The organism is Bradyrhizobium sp. 45 (assembly GCF_023073155.1).
In the GTDB taxonomy this organism is placed as follows: Bacteria; Pseudomonadota; Alphaproteobacteria; order Rhizobiales; family Xanthobacteraceae; genus Bradyrhizobium; species Bradyrhizobium canariense_D.
The window spans coordinates 111,654-128,437 of record NZ_JADPIX010000155.1 but is presented as its reverse complement, the minus strand read 5'-3'; the positions used below and the strand labels follow the sequence as shown (position 1 = coordinate 128,437).

The following is a 16,784-nucleotide window of genomic DNA, read 5'->3' as shown; positions in this document are numbered from 1 at the left end:
CGAACGTGTGGCACGCGCCGTGATGGCGACTGGCGAGGGAGTATCAAACGGGCACGGTCGGCGATGATGGAATGTTACAGGTGTTTTGCCCGACGCCGCAAGCAATTTCGGTAATATCGAAAAATTATTCGGTGACACCGCAAAAATTATCGAGCTTTTTCAACCCCATGCCTACTGTGCATGGGGTTGATTTCTCGTTTTCTGTTTGGAGGGCGCCTAACCCGCGCCCGCGCGCTTCTTCTGCCAGACCAGGTGCACCGCGCAGGTGCAGCCCGGCGGATGCGACGCAAGCTCCTTCGACGTCTCGTCGTTCGCCGGCGTTGCCGTGAACGCCGCCTTGTCGCTCCCACCCTCTCGCGTCGGGATGTAGTTCAGAATCGGCGCGAGCCAGCGCTCGGTCTCGGCGACGCTCATGCCCTTGCGCGCAGCATAATCCTCGACCTGATCGCGCTCGATCTTGCCGACTCCGAAATAATAGCTCTCTGGATTGGCGAGATAGAGCCCCGACACGGAGGAGCCCGGCCACATCGCATAGCTCTCGGTCAGCTTCACGCCGGCGGTGTTCTCGGCATCGAGCAGCTCGAACAGCGTGGCCTTCTCGGTGTGATCGGGTTGCGCGGGATAGCCGGGGGCGGGACGGATGCCCTGATACTTTTCGAGGATCAACTCGTCGGGGGAGAGCGTCTCGTCCGGCGCATAGGCCCAGAATTCGCGGCGGACGCGGGCATGCATGCGCTCGGCGAACGCTTCGGCCAGGCGGTCGGCCAGCGCCTTGCACAGGATCGAGGAATAGTCGTCATTGGCCATCTTGAAACGGTCAGCGACCACATCCTCGCCGATGCCGGCGGTGACGACGAAGCCGCCGACATAGTCGGGCACGCCGGTTGTGGCGGGCGCGACGAAGTCGGACAGCGCGGCGTTGAAACGGCCCTCGCGCTTCTCGAGCTGCTGGCGCAGCGTGTGCAGCGTCGCGATCGTCCTGGTCCGGCTCTCGTCGGCATAGAGCACGATGTCGTCGCCCTGCGCATTGGCCGGCCAGAAGCCGACGGTGGCGCGCGCGCGGAACCATTTCTCCTTGACGATCAGGTCGAGCATCTTGCGCGCGTCGCCGTAGAGCGAGCGCGCAACTTCGCCGACCTTGGCGTCGTCGAGGATGGCGGGGAAGCGTCCGGCGAGCTCCCAGGTCTGGAAGAACGGGGTCCAGTCGATATAGGGCACCAGCTCGGCGAGATCGTAGTCGTCAAAGCTTCGGGTGCCGAGGAAGGTCGGCTTCACCGGCTTGTTCGCGGTGAAGTCGACCGGCACGCGGTTGGCGCGGGCGGTCGCCAGCTTCAGCCGCTTCTTGTCGGCCTGGGCGCGCATATGGGCGTCCGAGATCTTTGCGTATTCGGCGCGCACCTCCGCGGCATAGGCCTCGCGCCTCTCGGGCGACAGCAGCGCCGACGCAACACCGACGGCGCGGCTGGCGTCGTTGACATGCACCACGGGGCCTGCGCGATAGCTCGGGTCGATCTTCACCGCCGTATGCACGCGGCTCGTGGTGGCGCCGCCGATCAAGAGCGGCAGCTTGAGGCCTTCGCGCTGCAATTCTGCGGCGAAGAACGCCATCTCGTCGAGCGAGGGTGTGATCAGGCCGGACAGCCCGACGATGTCGGCCTTCTCCGCCTTCACCGTATCGACGATCTTGGCCGCGGGCACCATCACGCCGAGGTCGATGACCTCGTAATTGTTGCACTGGAGCACGATGCCAACGATGTTCTTGCCGATGTCGTGGACGTCGCCCTTGACGGTCGCGAGCACGATCTTGCCGGCGGACGAGGAGCCTTCCGTGCCGATGCCGTTGGCGAGATTGCGCGCCTTCTCCTCCTCCATGAACGGCATCAGCCAGGCGACAGCCTGCTTCATCACGCGGGCCGACTTCACCACCTGCGGCAGGAACATCTTGCCGTCGCCGAAGAGATCGCCGACCACGTTCATGCCGGCCATCAGCGGTCCCTCGATCACGTCGAGTGGCCGCGTCGAGGCCTTGCGGGCCTCTTCGGTATCCTGCTCGATGAATTCGGTGATGCCGTGCACCAGCGAATGTGACAGCCGCTTCGCCACCGGCCATTCGCGCCAGGCGAGATCGGCTTCCTTGGTCTGAGTCTTGTTGCCGCGGAATCTTTCCGCAAGCGCCAGCAGACGCTCGGACGCACCGGGGTCGCGGTTGAGGATGACGTCCTCGCACACCTGGCGCAATTCGGGATCGATATCGTCATAGACGATCATCTGCCCGGCATTGACGATGCCCATGTCCATGCCGGCCTTGATGGCGTGATACAGGAACACCGAGTGCATGGCCTCGCGCACCGGCTCGTTGCCGCGGAACGAGAACGACAAATTGGACACACCACCAGAAATGTGCGCGCCCGGCAGATTCTTGCGGATCCAGCGCGTCGCCTCGATGAAGTCGACGCCGTAATTGTTGTGCTCCTCGATGCCGGTTGCGATCGCGAAAATATTGGGATCGAAGATGATGTCTTCCGGCGGGAAGCCGACGCGGTTCACCAGGATGTCGTAGGCGCGCTTGCAGATCTCGGTCTTGCGGGCGAACGTGTCGGCCTGGCCGACCTCGTCGAACGCCATCACCACGACGGCCGCGCCGTGACGGCGGGCGATCTTGGCCTCGTGAATGAATTTGTCCTCGCCTTCCTTCATCGAGATCGAGTTGACGACCGGCTTGCCCTGCACGCATTTCAGGCCGGCCTCGATCACGGAGAATTTCGAGCTGTCGACCATTACGGGGACGCGGGCAATGTCGGGCTCGGCGGCGACAAGGTTGAGGAAGGTCACCATCGCGGCTTCCGAGTCCAGAAGACCCTCGTCCATGTTGACGTCGATGATCTGCGCGCCGTTCTCGACCTGGTCGCGCGCGACCTGCAGCGCGGCGGTGTAGTCGCCGGCGGTGACCAGCTTGCGGAAGCGGGCGGAGCCGGTGACGTTGGTGCGCTCGCCGACGTTCACGAAGGGAATGGCGTCGGTCAGGATGAACGGCTCGAGGCCGGAGAGCCGCAAGCGAGGTTCGATCTCCGGCACGATGCGCGGCTTGTGCGGCGCGACCGCAGCCGCAATCGCCGCGATATGGTCCGGCGTGGTGCCGCAGCAACCGCCGACGATGTTGACGAGGCCATCGCGCGCGAACTCGCCGACCAGGCGGGCCATGTATTCCGGGGTCTCGTCATACTGGCCGAACTCGTTGGGCAGGCCGGCATTGGGATAGGCGCAAACAAGCGTGTCGGCGACGCGGCCGATATCGGCGATATGCGCGCGCAGATCTTCCGCGCCGAGCGCGCAGTTGAAGCCGATGGTGACGGGCTTGGCGTGCTGGACCGAATGCCAGAACGCTTCCGGCAACTGGCCGGACAGCAGGCGGCCGGACTTGTCGGTGATGGTGCCCGACACCATCACGGGCATGTCGATGCCACGTTCTTCCGTGATCTCGGCGATCGCGTACAGCGCCGCCTTGGCGTTCAGCGTGTCGAAGATGGTCTCGACCAGCAGCAGATCGACGCCGCCGTCGAGCATGCCGTTGATCTGCTCGCCATAGGATTTGCGCAGGTCGTCGAACGTGACGGCGCGGTAGCCGGGATTGGACACGTCGGGCGAGATCGAGGCGGTGCGGTTGGTCGGTCCGATGGCGCCGGCGACGAAGCGCGGCTTGCCGTCCTCGGCCTCGACGCGGCGTGCGGCGTTGCCGGCGAGGCGGGCGCCTTCTCGCGCCATCTCGTAGACGATGTCGGCGAGATCGTAATCGGCTTGGGCAATCGAGGTCGTGGAGAAGGTGTTGGTCGCGACGATGTCGGCGCCGGCGCGCAAGTAAGCGGCGTGGATGTCCTCGATCGCCTGCGGTTGGGTCAGGATCAAGAGGTCGTTGTTGCCGCGCAAATCGCGATGGAAGTTCTTGAATCGCTCGCCGCGGAAGGCGGCCTCGTCGAACTGGAGATTCTGGATCATCGTGCCCATGGCGCCGTCGAGCACGAGAATGCGCTCGCGCGCGGCGTTGAGCAGGGCGGTTCGCTTGGGAGAGGTGGATACGGTCATGGTGTCTTAAGCCGCCTTCTGCGCGCTCTTGGCGCGGATGCCGAGCAAATGGCTGATCGCGAACACGAGATCGGCGCGGTTCATGGTGTAGAAATGGAAGGTGTCGACGCCGTGCTTGGCCAGCTTCTGCACCTGGCCGGCCGCGACGGTCGCCGCCACCAGCTTGCGGGTCTCGGCGTCTTCGTCGAGCCCCTCGAATTTCGCGGCGAACCAGTCCGGCACGGAGGTGCCGGCGCGGGTGACGAAATTGCGAGCCTGCTTGAAATTATGCATGGGCATGATGCCCGGCACGATCGGGATGTTGATCCCGCGCGCGCGCACGCGGTCGAGATAGCGGAAATAGAGGTCGTTATCGAAGAACACCTGCGTGATCGCGCGGGTCGCACCTGCATCGACCTTGGCCTGCAGCGTGTCGATGTCATCGTCGAAGTCGCGCGCCTCGGGATGCTTCTCAGGGTACGCCGAGACCGACACCTCGATATCGCCGTGCCGCTTCTTGATGCCGGCGACGAGGTCGGCGGAGCTCTGGTAGCCATCGGGATGGCTAGAATAGGCCGTGCCAATGCCGCCCGGGGGATCGCCGCGCAGGCCGACGATGTGGCGGACGCCGACCTCGTGATAGCGGTCGACGATCTCGTCGATCTCCCCGCGGGAGGCGCCGACGCAGGTCAGATGCGCGGCCGGCAGCAGCGCGGTTTCTTTCAGGATGCGCGAGATGGTCGCGTGGGTCCGCTCACGGGTCGAGCCGCCGGCGCCATAGGTCACCGAGACGAATTTCGGGTCGAGCGGGGCCAGCCGGTTGATGGTGTCCCAGAGATTGCGCTCCATATCTTCGGTCTTGGGCGGAAAGAACTCGAAGGAAATCGCAGGCCGCTTCAGGTACCCGTCTTGCCCGCCGGTGTGGGCAGGCATTGTCGCGTCAGTCATGGGCACCACTCACTCTCCAAGGGCGCGCCGGGTCGTTGGCGGCCGGCGGTCAGGTCTAGATTGCGAAAGGCCAAGATAAGCCAAAGCGGCCGCATCCGACAGCCCATCGGTAATGGGAAGTGGCCCACTTTGGCGGTGTTGGCATAAAATATTCGGTGATTTAGAATCGAAGTGGGAAGCTCGGTTTGGTATAAAAAGATAAATATACCAGCCAAGTAGGGAGAACTTGCGGATTAACTGGCGCAATATATTGAGTGGGCAATATGAAAGTCATGTTGCCAGATTGATCATTGTCCCAACGCCGCGGCGCGGGTCCGGAGCGCGCGGGCCCTGGCCTGCACGTCAGATCTGCGCGCCCTCCCATTGCCGCCGCGCTGCCCTCCACTACGTTAGCGCGCCATGATCCCGCTCTCAGTCCTCGACCTCTCCGTCGTCACCACCGGCACAAAGCCCGCCGCGGCGCTGCGCAACAGCATCGACCTGGCGCGCCATGTCGATGGGCTCGGCTATGTCCGCTATTGGCTCGCCGAGCATCACAACCTCGCCTCCGTCGCGAGCCCGGCGCCCGACGTGATGATCGGGCAGATCGCGGCGGTGACCAAGCACATCCGCGTCGGCTCCGGTGGCGTGATGCTGCCCAATCACGCGCCGCTGGTCGTGGCCGAGCGCTTCAAGATGCTGGAGGCGCTGTTTCCGGGCCGCATCGATCTCGGCCTCGGCCGCGCCCCTGGCACCGACGGCGCCACGGCCTATGCGCTGCGCAGCCGGCTCGACCGTCGCGAAGGCGACGATTTCCTCGAGCGGCTGCACGAATTGATCCTGTGGCAGACCCGGGAATTCCCCTCGGGCCATCCCTATCACAACGTCGTTGCGATGCCCGACGATACGCCGTTGCCGCCGATCTGGCTGCTCGGCTCCAGCGATTATTCGTCGGAGCTCGCCGCGCAAATCGGCATGGGGTTCGCATTCGCCCATCATTTTGCGTCCCACGATGCGATCGATGCGATGGTGCATTATCGCAATCGTTTTCAGCCCTCGGCCTGGAGTGCGAGCCCGCGCGCGATCCTCGCGGTCGCCGTCATTGCGGCCGACACGGATGACGAAGCCGAAAAGCTCGCCGCGTCTTTCGACCTCAACCGCCTGCGCCGGGACCGCGGCCAGTATCTTCCGTTGCCGAGCGTCGAAGAGGCGCTGGCCTATCCCTATACCGACTCGGAGCGCGCCTCGATGCGGCGCAACCGTTCCCGTCTGTTCGTCGGCAGCCGGGCAACCGTGCAGAAGACGCTGCAGCCGTTGATCGATGCGAGCAAGCCGGACGAGTTGATGGTGATTACCGCCGTGTACGATCACGAGGCACGAAAGAAATCATATTCGCTGCTGGCGGAGGCGTTCGGGCTTAAGGCGGTCGGATAAGGCTCTGGTGCTCCGGCTCGCGCTTCGCGCGTCCGGGACACGAATCTATTCCATCGTCGCGCGGAACGGGTGCCCCGGATACACGCCAACGATGCGGAATTCGCGTGAGAAGAATTTCAGCTCCTCGATCGCGAAAGCGAGGCCCTTGTCCGCGGGGTGGCCGTCGACGTCGGCATAAAACTGCGTGGCGAAGAAATTGCCGTCGACCATATAGCTCTCGAGCTTGGTCATGTTGACGCCGTTGGTGGCAAAGCCACCGAGCGCCTTGTAGAGCGCGGCGGGCAAATTGCGCACCCGGAACACAAAAGTCGTGACCAACGGACCGGAGCCCTGTGCGGCCCATTTCGGTTCGCGCGCGAGCACCACGAAGCGCGTGGTGTTGTGGGCCTCGTCCTCGATGTCCTCCGCGAGGATGTCGAGGCCGTAGATCTGCGCGGCGAGGCGCGAGGCGATCGCGGCGACGGACTTGTCGTTACGCTCGGAAATGTCGCGGGCGCTGCCGGCGGTGTCGGCGTGCACGATTGGCTTGATGCCAAGCTTGCGAATGATGCGCCGGCATTGGCCGAGCGCGTGCACGTGGCTCTCGACGCTCTTGATGTCCTCGAGCCTGGTCCCCTTCACCGCCATCAGCTGATGCCGGACCGGCAGAAACCATTCGCCGATGATGAAGAGGCCGGAGGCCGGCAGCAAATGATGGATGTCGGCGACGCGGCCTGCGACCGAATTCTCGATCGGAATCATGCCGAGATCGGCTTCGCCCGACGAGATCGCCGACAAGGCGTCCTCGAAGGTGGCGCAGGGCATCGGCTCGGCGTCGGGATAGGCCTCGACGATGGCGATGTGCGAATTGGCCCCAGGCTCGCCCTGGAATGCGATTTTCAGCTTGCTCATGCTCGGCCTTGTAACAGCGGCTCAGGATTTGGAAAGGATGCTGCGGGCGGTTTCCAGGTCCGCCGGCGTGTCGACCCCGCGGGGCACGGTATCGACAATGGTGAAGTCGATGCGCATTCCGGCCTCGAGCGCCCGGAGCTGCTCGAGCTTCTCCTGCAATTCCAGCGGCGACGGCGGAAGCCGGACGTAGCGCTCCAGCGCGGCACGGCGATAGGCATAGAGACCGATATGGTGGTAGCGCGGTCCGTCGCCGGTCGGCGCGGTTGCGCGGGTGAAATAAAGTGCGCGCATGCGTCTGCCGCCGAGCGAGGTTCCGATCGCCTTCACGACGCTCGGCGCGAGGTCCTCCTCCTCGGTGTGGATCTGCGACGCCAGCGTTGCGATATCCACGGCGGGGTCTTGCAGCGGCGGCAACACCTCGCGGATGTTGTCGATCGTGATGGTCGGGAAATCGCCCTGCAGATTGACCACGATCTCGGCTTTGCCGTCCGGATCGAGCTTCTGCATGGCCTCGTGGATGCGGTCGGAGCCGGACGGATGCTCCGGGCGGGTCATCACGGCCTCGCCACCATGGGCGGTCACGACGGATGCGATCTCCGCGGTGTCGGTTGCGACCGCGACCCGGCCTATCCCGGCCGCTTCGGCACGGCGCATCACGTGCACGATCATCGGCTGCCCCGCGATATCGGCTAGCGGCTTGCCGGGCAGGCGGGTGGCGGCCATGCGGGCCGGAATCAGCACCAGGATGCGGGGATCGATCATCGGTTCAAGGGCCTGGAAACGGGGCGTTTTCCGCGCCGGGAAATGGGGTGGGGACGGGGGTGAAGCCCGCTCGCTTATACGGGTTGCCAGACCCCGGGCAAACCGATATCTCAATGGCAAAACTCGGGGAAACAGTAAGGAACGTTGATTCTCCGAGGCTCGTCCTGGCGGCCGCACTGGGCCGCTCGATCCTTCTTGCGGTGTGGGGCCTGGCCGGAAATGGACTCTTTCGAACTGAACAAGATTCTCGGTGCCGTGCTCGGCACCTGTCTCCTTCTGCTGGTGACGAGCTTCACCGCCAGTGCGCTGTTCTCGCCCAAGATGCCGGAGAAGCCGGGCTTCGAGATCGCCGTGAAGGAAGACGCCGGCCACGGCAAGGAAGGCGGCGCTGCCGCCGCGGCTGCCGAGCCGATCGAAAAGCTGCTCCAGACCGCCTCGGTCGAGAAGGGCGCCGCCGCTGCCAAGAAGTGCGGCGCTTGCCACACCTTCGAGAAGGGCGGCCCGAACCGTGTCGGTCCGAACCTCTATGGCGTCGTCGGCGACCATGTTGGCGAGGGCCGCGGCGGCTTCAACTTCTCGGCCGCGATGAAGGCCAAGGGCGGCACCTGGGACTTCGATGCGCTCAACAAGTTCATCGCCAATCCCAAGGCAGCTGTCCCGGGCACCGCGATGGGCTTTGCTGGCATCCCGAAGGATAGCGAGCGTGCCGACGTGATCGCTTACCTGAACAGTCTCTCCGACAGCCCGAAGCCGCTGCCGACCGCGGCGAAGTAAGGCCTATCGACTTCGATCTTAGTACGCGGCCAGGCTGAAAAGCCTGGCCGTTTGCTTATCCGGGCCTCGCGGCGTTGTTATCGGGGCGTTTGGCCGCAGCGATCGGCCAGCTGGCCCTCCAAGATGAGGAAAAAGCAACATATTCCGTCGAAACCTCGCCTATATTGGGAACTTAAAGGAGTAGCCTCCTTCAAGACAGGAATGTTGATTTGGCCCTTACCCGACGCGATCTCCTGCTCACCGGCACTGCTGCCGCAACGCTCCCCGCCCTTGGTTCCGTAGGGGGCCTTTCCGGCGTCGGCGTGGCACACGCGCAATCCGCCAACGAGCCCACCTGGCGGCACGCGCTGTCGCTGTTCGGACAGATCAAATACCCGGCGGATTTCAAGCGCTTCGACTACGTCAATCCGGAAGCGCCCAAGGGCGGCGTCGCGCGCCAGATCGCCGTCGGCACATTCGACAATTTCAACATCGTCGTCTCCGGTGTGAAGGGGCAAGTCGCCGGTGCCGTGGCGTTCATCTACGAATCCCTCACGACGGCCTCGCTTGACGAAGTCTCGACCGAGTACGGCGCGCTGGCCGAGGCCGTCAGCCATCCGGATGATTTCTCCTTCGTGACTTACCGCTTGCGGCCGCAAGCCAAATGGCACGACGGCAAGCCGGTAACCGCGGATGACGTGATCTTCTCGCTCGATTCCTTCAAGAAGCACCACCCGCAGTACTCGGCCTATTACAGCCATGTGACGAAAGCCGAGAAGGTCGGCGAGCGCGAGGTAAAATTCGTGTTCGACGCGCCGGGCAACCGCGAACTGCCGCAGATCGTCGGGCAGCTCACGGTCCTGCCGAAGCATTGGTGGGAGGGCACGGATGCGCAGGGCCGCAAGCGCGATGTCTCCGCCACCACGCTTGAAGTGCCTCTAGGTTCCGGCCCCTATCGGGTCAAGGAATTCGTTGCCGGGCGGTCGATCGCGCTGGAGCGCGTCAAGGATTATTGGGGGCGCGACCTCGCCGCCAATGTGGGCCGCAATAATTTCGACGAGCTGCGCTATGAGTATTTCCGCGACGCCACCGTGGCGATTGAGGCATTCAAGGCCGATCAGGTCGATTGGCGCACCGAGAACAGCGCGAAGAACTGGGCGACAGCCTACGATTTCCCGGCCGTCACCGAAAAACGCGTGATCCTCGAGGAGTTCGCCAATCGCAGCTCGGGCGTCATGCAGGCCTTCGTGCCGAACCTGCGCCGCGCCAAGTTTAAGGATCCGCGCGTGCGACGCGCGCTCAATTACGCGTTCGACTTTGAGGAGATGAACAAGCAGATCTTCTACGGCCAGTACAAGCGCATCAGCAGTTATTTCGACGGCATCGATGAGCTGATGGCGACCGGGTTGCCGCAGGGCAAGGAGCTCGAGATCCTCGAGACAGTCCGCGCCGAGGTCCCGCCCGAAGTCTTCACCACGGCCTACACCAACCCGGTCGGCGGCAGTCCGGAAGCCGTTCGCGACAATCTGCGCGAGGCGCTGCGCCTGTTCAAGGAAGCTGGCTACGAGGTGCGCGAGCGCAAGCTGATCGACGTCAAGACGGGCGCCCAGTTCTCCCTTGAATTGCTGAACTCGGATCCAAGCTTCGAGCGGATCACGCTGTTCTACAAGCCGTCGCTGGAACGGCTCGGCATTGCTGTCAGCGTGCGGACGGTGGATCCCACTCAGTACGAGAACAGGACGCGCGAGTGGGATTTCGACATCGTCACTAACTCCTGGGGCGAGTCGCAGTCGCCGGGTAACGAGCAGCGCGAATTCTGGTCCTCGAAGACGGCTGACATCGCCGGTTCACGCAACATCACCGGCATCAAGAATCCGGCGGTCGACAAGCTGATCGAGCGGGTGATCTACGCCAAGGGTCGCGACGATCTCGTCGCGGCAACCAAGGCACTCGACCGCGTGCTGCTGTGGAATCACTACGTCGTACCGCAGTGGACTTATACGAAGGTGCGCACCGCGCGCTGGGATCGGTTCGGCCGGCCGGCGGAATTACCCAAATACGGTCAGTCCGGCTTCCCGTTCATTTGGTGGTACGACGCGGACAAGGCGGCGCGGATCGCAAAGAAGTCGTGAAGGGCATTTCTCGCATGGCGCAGCTTTCACGCCGGCATGTGCTGGCCTTGGGTGCCGGTGGCGCGTTCAGCGCCGCCTGGCTCCGGGGCGCGACAGCGTCCGAGATGCCTGCAGAGGCCCACGGCATGTCGGCCTTCGGCGACCTCAAATATCCCGCCGACTTCCATCACTTCGACTACGTCAATGTCGACGCGCCGAAGGGCGGCACCTTCTCGCTTATCCCGTCGGTGCGCGCGTACAACCAGTCCTACCAGACCTTCAACTCGCTCAATGCCTTCATCCTCAAAGGCGATGGCGCGCAGGGCATGGACATGACTTTTGCGCCGCTGATGGTGCGAGCCAATGACGAACCGGACGGGATGTACGGGCTTGCCGCCAAGTCTGTAAATATATCGGCAGACAGGCTGGTCTATCGCTTCACCATGCGGCCAGAGGCGAAATTCCATGACGGCACCAAGCTTACCGCTCACGACGCGGCGTTTTCGCTGACGTCGCTGAAGGCCAAGGGGCATCCGCTGATCATCGTGCAGATGCGCGACATGGTCAGCGCGGAAGCCGTTGACGATGCGACGCTGGTCGTCACCTTTGCCAAGGGACGCGCGCGTGACGTGCCGCTCTATGTGGCGAGTCTGCCGATCTTCTCGAAAGCATATTATGCCTCTCGCGCTTTCGACGAAACATCGCTCGATATCCCGTTGGGCTCGGGCCCGTACAAGGTCGGCAAGTTCGAGGTCAACCGCTACATCGAATACGAACGCGTCAAGGATTGGTGGGCTGCCGACCTGCCCCCCTGTCGTGGCAGCTACAATTTCGACGTCGTGCGCTACGAATTCTACCGCGACCGCGATGTCGCTTTTGAAGGTTTCACCGGCAAGAACTATCTCTACCGCGAAGAGTTCACCGCTCGTATCTGGGCGACCCGCTATGACTTCCCCGCGGTCAAGGAGGGTCGCGTCAAGATGGAGGTCGTGCCCGACGACACGCCGTCCGGCGCGCAAGGATGGTTCATCAACACGCGGCGCGAAAAATTCAGGGATCCTCGCGTGCGTGAGGCACTGATCGACGCCTTCGACTTCGAGTGGACCAACAAGACCATCATGTACGGTGCTTATGCCCGCACGGTATCGCCATTTCAGAACTCGGACCTCATGGCGAGCGATGGGCCTCCGCCGCCGGAAGAGCTGAAGCTGCTGGAGCCGTTTCGCGGCCAGGTTCCGGACGAGGTGTTCGCCGCACCGTTCACGCCGCCCGTCTCCGACGGCTCCGGGCAGGATCGCAGCCTGTTGCGCAGGGCGCAGCGATTGCTGAGCGAGGCCGGCCTGCCGATCAAGGACGGCAAGAGGATGCTGCCGAACGGCGAGATCTTCAGGATCGAATTTCTGTTGGACGAGCCTTCGTTCCAGCCGCACCATGGGCCCTACATCAAGAATCTCGCGACGCTTGGCATCGAAGCGAGCGTGCGCCTCGTCGACGCCGTGCAATACAAGGTACGCCAGGAAGATTTCGACTTCGATATGACGACCCAGCGCTTCAGCATGTCGGCAACGCCGGGCGACGCCATGCGCTCGTTCTTCTCGTCGCAGGTCGCGGCAACGAAGGGCTCGTACAATCTTGCGGGCGTCGCCAATCCGGCCATCGATGCCATGATCGAGAAGATCATGGCGGCCGACAGCCGCGAGGAATTGACCGTCGCCTGCCGCGCCTTCGATCGCCTGTTCCGCGCCGGCCGTTATTGGGTGCCGCACTGGTTCAACAAGACGCACCGGCTTGCTTATTGGGACCAATTCGGTCATCCGCAGAAGCCGCCGCGTTATGCCAACGGCGTCGGCGCTCCCGACATCTGGTGGTACGATGGCGGCAAGGCCGCCAGGCTCGAGCAGGCGAAGCAGCCATGAGCGCCTACATCGCCCGCCGCATCCTGCTGATGATCCCGACCTTGCTCGGGATCCTCTTCGTCTCCTTCATCGTCGTGCAGTTCGCGCCGGGCGGCCCGGTCGAGCGCGTGATCGCGCAGCTCTCGGGCGCGGACACCGGCGGGACCTCGCGCATTTCGGGCGGCGGCGACTTTGCGCAGCGCGCCCCGGGGCAGTTGGGAGCCGGCGGCGACGCCATCAACTCGAAGTATCGCGGCGCGCAAGGCCTCGATCCCGATTTCATCAAGAAGCTGGAAGTGCAGTTCGGCTTCGACAAGCCGGCGCCGGAGCGCTTCGCGCTGATGGTCTGGAATTTCGCCCGCTTCGATTTCGGCAAGAGCTATTTTCGCGACGTCAGCGTCCTGCAGCTCGTCAAGGAGAAGTTGCCGGTCTCGATCTCGCTCGGCATCTGGCTGACGCTGCTGACCTACCTGATCTCGATTCCGCTCGGCATCCGCAAGGCGGTCAGGGACGGGACGCGCTTCGACACCTGGACGTCGAGCGTGCTCGTACTTGGCTACGCGATTCCCGGCTTTCTATTCGCGATCCTCCTGATCATCCTGTTTGCCGGCGGTTCGTTCTTCAACTGGTTCCCGCTGCGCGGACTGACGTCAGACGGCTGGTCGCAGTTTCCGTGGTATTGGAAGATCTTCGATTACTTCTGGCATTTGACGCTGCCGCTGATCGCCATGGGGCTCGGTGCGTTCACCACCATGACGTTCCTGACCAAGAACTCGTTTCTGGACGAGATCCGCAAGCAATACGTGATGACCGCGCGCGCGAAGGGCTGCAGCGAGAATCGGGTGCTTTACGGTCACGTTTTCCGCAACGCGATGCTGATCGTCATCGCCGGCTTTCCCTCGACCTTCATTCACGCCTTCTTCTCGGGCTCGCTTCTGATCGAGACCATCTTCTCGCTGGACGGACTGGGACTGCTCAGTTTCGAGAGCGTTCTCAATCGCGACTACCCCGTGGTGTTCGGCACGCTCTTCATCTTTTCGCTCGTCGGCCTCGTGATCAACCTGATCTCTGACCTGACCTATATGTGGATCGATCCACGAATCGATTTCGAGGCGCGGGAGGTCTGATGACGCTGGCCGCCCCCACCACGCCGATCGAAACCACTGCGAAGTCGCCGCTCGGCAGTGCCGTGCCGATCACTCGCAAACCGTTCGTGCCGTCGCCGCTCAACAGGCGCCGCTGGCAGAATTTCAAGGCGAACCGGCGCGGCTATTGGTCGTTCTGGATCTTCCTGATCCTATTTGTGGTGTCGCTGTTCGCCGAGCTGATCGCCAATGATCGGCCGTTCCTGATCAAATATGACGGCCACCTTTATTGGCCGTCCGTCGTCACCTATTCGGAAACCACTTTCGGCGGCGACTTCGAAACCGCGGCCGACTATCGCGATCCCTATTTGCAGAAGCTGATCAGGGACAAGGGCGGCAGCATCGTCTGGCCGCTGATCCGCTATTCCTACGACACCCACAATCTCGATCTGCCGACGCCGGCGCCGTCGCGGCCGACCTGGATGTTGACGGAAGCGCAGTGCAAGCCCGTCGTCGAGAAGAAAGGCCTCAAGAGCTGCCGCGATCTCGAATACAACTGGCTCGGCACCGACGATCAGGGCCGCGACGTGGTGGCGCGGCTGATCTACGGCTTCCGCATCTCAGTGCTGTTCGGCCTCTGCCTGACCATCGTCTCCTCCATCGTCGGCATCGCGGCCGGCGCGGTGCAGGGCTATTTCGGCGGCTGGATCGACCTGTTGTTCCAGCGTTTCATCGAGATATGGACTGCGATCCCTTCGCTCTATCTGCTGCTGATCTTGTCGTCGGTGCTGGTGCCCGGCTTCTTCGTGCTTCTCGGCATCCTGTTGTTATTTTCCTGGGTGTCGCTGGTCGGACTCGTGCGCGCGGAATTCCTGCGCGGGCGCAATTTCGAGTATATCCAGGCGGCGCGGGCGCTCGGCGTGTCGAACAAGGTCATCATGTTCCGGCATCTGTTGCCGAACGCGATGGTCGCGACCATGACGTTCCTGCCGTTCATCGTGTCGAGTTCGGTGATGACGCTGACGGCGCTCGATTTCCTGGGGTTCGGACTGCCGCCCGGCTCGCCGTCGCTCGGCGAGTTGCTGTCGCAGGGCAAGTCCAACGTGCAGGCGCCGTGGCTCGGTTTTTCCGGCTTCTTCTCGGTCGCGATCATGCTGTCGCTTTTGATCTTCATCGGCGAGGCCGTGCGCGACGCATTCGATCCGCGCAAGACGTTCAGGTAAGCCAATGGACGCGATCAACCAGCCTTTGCTCAGCGTGCGCGACCTCTCGGTGGCCTTCCACCAGGGGGGCGCCACCACGCTCGCGGTCGACAAGGTCTCGTTCCAGATCAAGCGCGGCGAGTGCCTGGCGCTGGTCGGCGAGTCCGGCTCCGGCAAGTCGGTCAGCGCGCTCTCGATTCTCAAGCTCTTGCCCTATCCAAATGCCTCGCATCCCTCGGGCAGCATCCACTTCAAGGGCCAGGAACTGATCGACCGGTCGGAGCAGGAGATGCGGGAGATTCGCGGCAGCGACATCTCGATCATCTTCCAGGAGCCGATGACCTCGCTCAACCCGCTGCATACGATCGAGGCGCAGATCGGCGAGATCATTCAGCTGCACAATCCGACCAGCAATGCCGAGGCGCGCAGGCGGACGCTGGAATTGCTCACGCAGGTCGGCATTCCCGAGCCTGAAACGCGGCTGAAGAGCTATCCGCACCAGCTCTCCGGCGGCCAGCGCCAGCGCGTGATGATCGCGATGGCGCTCGCCAACGAGCCGGACCTCCTGATCGCGGACGAGCCGACCACGGCGCTCGACGTTACCGTGCAGGCGCAGATCCTGACGCTGCTCGCAGAGATCCGCGGCCGGCTCGGCATGAGCCTGCTCTTCATCACCCACGATCTCGGCATCGTGCGCCGCATCGCCGACCAGGTCTGCGTCATGAAGGGGGGCGAGATCGTCGAGCAGGGGCCGGTCGAGCACGTCTTCAAGACCCCGAAGCATCCCTATACGCGCGACCTGCTCGCCGCGGAGCCGAAGCCAGATCCGGCGCCGCCGCAGCCGGATGCCCCGGTGGTGATGTCCGCCGACGACCTAAAGGTCTGGTTCCCGATCAAGCGGGGGCTGATGCGTAAGACGGTCGGCCACATCAAGGCGGTCGACGGCGTCAGCGTCGCCGTGCGCAAGGGCGAGACGCTCGGCGTTGTCGGCGAGTCCGGCTCGGGCAAGACCACGCTGGGGCTCGCATTGCTGCGGCTGATCTCCTCGAACGGACGCATTGTGTTCCTGGGAAAAGATATCCAGGGCCTGCGCTTCAAGGAGATGCGGCCGTTCCGGCGCGACATGCAGATCGTGTTCCAGGATCCGTTCGGCTCGCTCAGCCCGCGCATGTCGGTCGCCGACATCGTCGCCGAAGGCCTCACCGTGCATCAGCCGCAGCTCTCGCGAGGCGAGCGGGAGGAGCGCGTCGTCAAGGCGCTCGAGGACGTCGGACTGAAACCGGATACTCGCCACCGTTATCCGCATGAATTCTCCGGCGGCCAGCGCCAGCGCATCAGCATCGCGCGGGCGGTGGTGCTGGAGCCGGATTTCGTCGTCCTGGACGAGCCGACCAGTGCGCTCGACATGCTGATTCAGGCGCAGATGGTCGATCTGCTGCGTGAATTGCAGCGCCGGCGCGATCTCACTTACATGTTCATCTCGCACGATCTGCGCGTCGTCGCCTCGCTCGCCAGCCATCTGATCGTGATGCGTGGCGGCAAGGTGGTCGAGGAAGGTCAGGCCGCCGAGCTCTTCAAGAACCCGAAGACGGATTACACGCGCGCGCTGTTTGCGGCGGCGTTCCGGCTGGAGACGGCGGAGAACGGGTCCGCGGCGACGTAGCC

11 protein-coding genes are annotated in these 16,784 nt (G+C 63.5%); 7 read left to right on the top strand and 4 right to left on the bottom strand.

Annotation, left to right across the window (positions count from 1 at the left end):
* Positions 1-216: 216 nt before the first annotated feature.
* Both metH and metF read right to left on the bottom strand, forming a co-directional pair.
* On the bottom strand, positions 217-4,080 hold the full coding sequence (gene metH / locus IVB42_RS40925; RefSeq protein WP_204513270.1) for a methionine synthase: 3,864 nt from the start codon (positions 4,078-4,080) through the stop codon (positions 217-219).
* Between the two features lie 6 nt (positions 4,081-4,086).
* Positions 4,087-5,007 (bottom strand): methylenetetrahydrofolate reductase [NAD(P)H], encoded by a 921-nt coding sequence (gene metF / locus IVB42_RS40920; RefSeq protein ID WP_204513271.1) that lies wholly within the window; start codon positions 5,005-5,007, stop codon positions 4,087-4,089.
* A 399-nt stretch (positions 5,008-5,406) separates the two neighbouring features.
* Here metF and IVB42_RS40915 point away from each other — a divergent pair, with 399 nt between their 5' ends.
* Positions 5,407-6,420, top strand: a complete 1,014-nt coding sequence (locus IVB42_RS40915; protein ID WP_018454701.1) for an LLM class flavin-dependent oxidoreductase — start codon at positions 5,407-5,409, stop codon at positions 6,418-6,420.
* A 45-nt stretch (positions 6,421-6,465) separates the two neighbouring features.
* Here IVB42_RS40915 and IVB42_RS40910 read toward each other — a convergent pair whose 3' ends face one another.
* Both IVB42_RS40910 and IVB42_RS40905 read right to left on the bottom strand, forming a co-directional pair.
* Positions 6,466-7,311 (bottom strand): prephenate dehydratase, encoded by an 846-nt coding sequence (locus tag IVB42_RS40910; RefSeq protein ID WP_018454700.1) that lies wholly within the window; start codon positions 7,309-7,311, stop codon positions 6,466-6,468.
* A gap of 21 nt (positions 7,312-7,332) precedes the next feature.
* Positions 7,333-8,073 (bottom strand): 3-deoxy-manno-octulosonate cytidylyltransferase, encoded by a 741-nt coding sequence (locus tag IVB42_RS40905; protein WP_018454699.1) that lies wholly within the window; start codon positions 8,071-8,073, stop codon positions 7,333-7,335.
* Positions 8,074-8,292: 219 nt separating this feature from the next.
* On the opposite strand from IVB42_RS40905, the gene IVB42_RS40900 reads away from it, so the two are divergent.
* The 6 genes from IVB42_RS40900 to IVB42_RS40875 all read left to right on the top strand — a co-directional run bounded on the left by IVB42_RS40900 (position 8,293) and on the right by IVB42_RS40875 (position 16,782).
* Positions 8,293-8,847 carry a cytochrome c family protein gene (locus IVB42_RS40900; RefSeq protein ID WP_018454698.1) on the top strand — a complete coding sequence of 185 codons (555 nt, stop codon included), beginning with the start codon at positions 8,293-8,295 and terminating at the stop codon, positions 8,845-8,847.
* A gap of 209 nt (positions 8,848-9,056) precedes the next feature.
* A complete protein-coding gene (locus IVB42_RS40895) occupies positions 9,057-10,958 on the top strand; it encodes an extracellular solute-binding protein (protein ID WP_026232797.1) in 1,902 nt (633 codons plus the stop codon).
* Positions 10,959-10,972: 14 nt separating this feature from the next.
* Complete coding sequence (locus IVB42_RS40890; RefSeq protein ID WP_018454696.1) at positions 10,973-12,853, top strand: extracellular solute-binding protein; 1,881 nt, start codon at positions 10,973-10,975, stop codon at positions 12,851-12,853.
* Positions 12,850-13,959 (top strand): microcin C ABC transporter permease YejB, encoded by a 1,110-nt coding sequence (locus IVB42_RS40885; RefSeq protein WP_247399507.1) that lies wholly within the window; start codon positions 12,850-12,852, stop codon positions 13,957-13,959. The genes IVB42_RS40890 and IVB42_RS40885 overlap by 4 nt, the downstream gene beginning before the upstream one ends.
* On the top strand, positions 13,959-15,140 hold the full coding sequence (locus IVB42_RS40880; protein WP_018454694.1) for an ABC transporter permease: 1,182 nt from the start codon (positions 13,959-13,961) through the stop codon (positions 15,138-15,140). Before IVB42_RS40885 ends, IVB42_RS40880 begins: the two co-directional genes overlap by 1 nt.
* Positions 15,141-15,144: 4 nt before the next feature.
* The gene (locus IVB42_RS40875) at positions 15,145-16,782 is read left to right on the top strand and encodes an ABC transporter ATP-binding protein (protein WP_247472156.1); all 1,638 of its coding nucleotides are present in this window, start codon (positions 15,145-15,147) and stop codon (positions 16,780-16,782) included.
* Positions 16,783-16,784: the final 2 nt, after the last annotated feature.

Excerpts from the sequence above, each read along its gene's own strand:
- IVB42_RS40875 (WP_247472156.1), top strand. The coding sequence starts at position 15,145 with ATGGACGCGATCAACCAGCCTTTGCTCAGCGTGCGCGACCTCTCGGTG.
- metF (WP_204513271.1), bottom strand. The coding sequence starts at position 5,007 with ATGACTGACGCGACAATGCCTGCCCACACCGGCGGGCAAGACGGGTAC.
- IVB42_RS40910 (WP_018454700.1), bottom strand. The coding sequence starts at position 7,311 with ATGAGCAAGCTGAAAATCGCATTCCAGGGCGAGCCTGGGGCCAATTCG.
- IVB42_RS40915 (WP_018454701.1), top strand. The coding sequence starts at position 5,407 with ATGATCCCGCTCTCAGTCCTCGACCTCTCCGTCGTCACCACCGGCACA.
- IVB42_RS40905 (WP_018454699.1), bottom strand. The coding sequence starts at position 8,073 with ATGATCGATCCCCGCATCCTGGTGCTGATTCCGGCCCGCATGGCCGCC.
- IVB42_RS40900 (WP_018454698.1), top strand. The coding sequence starts at position 8,293 with ATGGACTCTTTCGAACTGAACAAGATTCTCGGTGCCGTGCTCGGCACC.
- IVB42_RS40890 (WP_018454696.1), top strand. The coding sequence starts at position 10,973 with ATGGCGCAGCTTTCACGCCGGCATGTGCTGGCCTTGGGTGCCGGTGGC.
- IVB42_RS40885 (WP_247399507.1), top strand. The coding sequence starts at position 12,850 with ATGAGCGCCTACATCGCCCGCCGCATCCTGCTGATGATCCCGACCTTG.
- metH (WP_204513270.1), bottom strand. The coding sequence starts at position 4,080 with ATGACCGTATCCACCTCTCCCAAGCGAACCGCCCTGCTCAACGCCGCG.
- IVB42_RS40880 (WP_018454694.1), top strand. The coding sequence starts at position 13,959 with ATGACGCTGGCCGCCCCCACCACGCCGATCGAAACCACTGCGAAGTCG.